Origin of the sequence: Enterococcus ureilyticus (assembly GCF_001730315.1) — a bacterium.
In the GTDB taxonomy this organism is placed as follows: domain Bacteria; phylum Bacillota; class Bacilli; order Lactobacillales; family Enterococcaceae; genus Enterococcus_L; species Enterococcus_L ureilyticus.
On the sequence record NZ_MIKC01000026.1, the window covers coordinates 1 to 2,583 of the forward strand.

General features: G+C 28.6%; 4 protein-coding genes. All 4 read left to right on the plus strand.

Annotated elements, in window-relative coordinates:
* Positions 1–78 precede the first annotated feature (78 nt).
* Positions 79–330: a TIGR04197 family type VII secretion effector gene (locus BCR24_RS10290; protein WP_069640453.1), complete on the plus strand. Its 252-nt coding sequence runs from the start codon at positions 79–81 to the stop codon at positions 328–330.
* 1,190 nt (positions 331–1,520) lie between these two features.
* On the plus strand, positions 1,521–1,934 hold the full coding sequence (locus tag BCR24_RS10300; protein WP_069640455.1) for a hypothetical protein: 414 nt from the start codon (positions 1,521–1,523) through the stop codon (positions 1,932–1,934).
* A 54-nt stretch (positions 1,935–1,988) separates the two neighbouring features.
* The gene (locus BCR24_RS10305) at positions 1,989–2,357 is read left to right on the plus strand and encodes a hypothetical protein (protein ID WP_069640456.1); all 369 of its coding nucleotides are present in this window, start codon (positions 1,989–1,991) and stop codon (positions 2,355–2,357) included.
* A gap of 21 nt (positions 2,358–2,378) precedes the next feature.
* On the plus strand, positions 2,379–2,583 hold a 205-nt coding region (locus BCR24_RS16985), incomplete at its 3' end, for a hypothetical protein (RefSeq protein ID WP_209437232.1).

Genomic DNA, 2,583 nt, shown 5'->3' on the forward strand with positions numbered 1-2,583 from the left:
AACTAATGATAGCAAACTGTATTTTACAAAAGGAAGGCTATAGTTGTTTATTAATAGCACAACCAGTGTAGCAGGGGCGTGTCAGCTTCATTCAGCCAATCTGCAAGCGCATTAAATAGAATTTCTGTCTCTGTTAGTTCAGGACAAACCAATGTTGCAGGAAAGAGTGCAGCAATACAGAGTTTTTCAACCTTTCAATCCAGTCTAAAAGGGATCTCTAACAGTGTTGTACAAGCAGGGGACAACATTCATTCTGTCGCCAAAGAGTTTGAACAGATTGATCAAAAAATTGCTCAGTTACCGACTCTTTCTTTTGGAGGGTTGAGATAATGAAATTAACAGCACAACAACTCTTTGACGATAAAAAATATCGTTTCAATAATCAATTGGAGGAACTTCAAGAAGCATAACGAGAGAATAAAAAAGCGCAAGGATTCAATGATGATATAAAATTGTTTAAATTTTACTTAGCTGATGAGTTTAAGAAATTACCGATTTACACAAATAGTATTTATCATCAAAAGAAGATAAATACTATTTGTGGATGCTGGAAATTAAGTGACAAATTTTTAAGTGATTATTTTCATCTAATTAATAATTACAAAAAGCATAAAATAGAGTATGGTAGTAACATTATGTAGCTGCAACGATATCACTTAAAAGTGTGGGTCTCAAAAACGTTGGAATCGATATTCCATTTACACATAATCCTTGACGCAACCAGTTTGAAAGGGATTTTTTTTTGAATATAGAAAATCTTTTAACATCAATAATCACCCTATCAATAAGTTTCTATTCTGGAGTATTAATCAGTAGAAAAACTTTAAAAAGTACGAATAAACACAATGTATTACAACTAACTGAATGGATTAGATGTCTAAAGACAGTTGCAACAGAATATAATGAGCATGAATTACCTGTCAGTAAAGCATTTATGTTACAAAGATGTCTCTCTCCATTTTCTCAGGAAGAATTAAATATGGAAACACCCGAAAAATATTGGAATAATTGTAGATATTTAATTGATAAGATGAAAGGTACTTAATAAATTAAATGGATAGAATATAGAAATTCAAACGATAGTAAGACACAAACAAATATTTTATATCAACAATATTTAGAATATGAAAAGTAGTACATATTTTATTGTAGAGGAGTTATAAATGGTACGACTACTGATAATGTGTTTACTCAAAAAAAAGCTAGCTTTAATTGCAAATGTTGAGTTGAAATTTAAATTTATGTGATTAAAAAGTAATCTTAAAAAACTAGATGAATTTTCTCTAGAGATAGAAAAATCAGTTATTTGGACTGCATGTTTAACTAAATTAAATGAACATTAACGAACAACTAACTTATTCATAAATGACAGTTATAATAGAAATACCGGCAAGTTATTCACTATAAGTTATAAAAAAGTCTTGCTTCAATTTTATAGGTGTAAACAATTAGTTTTTCATCATTATCTGTATTAACTTAAGTAGTCACAAAAACAATATTTTTTTGAACTGGAGGATATTATGGGACTAATTGTTCAACATGATGACATTATTGCACTATTAAAAAAATTAAATATTTATAATGGAGATGAGCTAATTATTTATGCTACTTTGAAAACTAGTAAGCCTTTTTACGTAAAGATGAATTATTTAAATCTGGATAAATATATTGTTCAAGGCGTATGGTTAGCTGTTAGTAAAGAAGATGTAAAATTTCTCACTGTTAGTCAACTAGGAAAATTACATAAAGAAGTCATTACAATTCCACATGAGGATATTAGTGATTTTAATGTTAAGAAGAATTTATTATTGTACACCATTTCAATTACTGATTGGCAGAAAAATATTGTTCAATTTAAAGTTGCAAGTAAAGTTTTTGGTAATAAAAAACATCATGCTGATTTTATTGAGCTTATAAATCAAACTAAAGAATAAGGCTCTTGCAATGTGGTAGTGTAAATGAATAAATTTAGATTGGAGTTAACTATTATGACTTATGAAGTAATTTTAGATAAATTTAAAAATGTTGTTAATTTAATGATGAAACGTGAAAATGCACGACGTAATTTTGTGTATTTTAATCGTGTTGCTCGTATTGTATTTATTGTTTCTGTTTCTATATATAGCGTTTATCTTTACATGAGTGATCCTTCTTTTTCGTTTAATTACGGATTAGCTTGGTGGATAATAATTTTTCTTTTAGTTGTTGGTTGGATCGGTGAATTCTTTTTTGTTTCGTTCACAACTAAGACTTATCATGAATACCTTAACATAAGAGATATATTTTCAGAGACCGTTTATCAGGAGTATAAGGTCTCTAGATTACATAAGGTTGCTCCATTTTTAGATGAGGAATAATCGTTTAGAAATCCTGAATATTTGTATTTCTTTGAATGTGGTTTTGGTGAGTATGCGAAAGAAATTCAAGAGACTTATTTGGAGTCTGTCAGTATTTATTTGTTTGATGTTACTAATATTCACGAGTTATCTGATTTTTTAGATACAGATGAAATCCCTAAATATATTGGAGAAAAAGTTGCTAAGGATTTTAACACTTCTTTTGTAGATTGTTTACTGATAAATA

Coding starts and splice junctions, on each gene's coding strand:
- BCR24_RS10300 (WP_069640455.1), top strand. CDS start 1,521: ATGGGACTAATTGTTCAACATGATGACATTATTGCACTATTAAAAAAA.
- BCR24_RS10305 (WP_069640456.1), top strand. CDS start 1,989: ATGACTTATGAAGTAATTTTAGATAAATTTAAAAATGTTGTTAATTTA.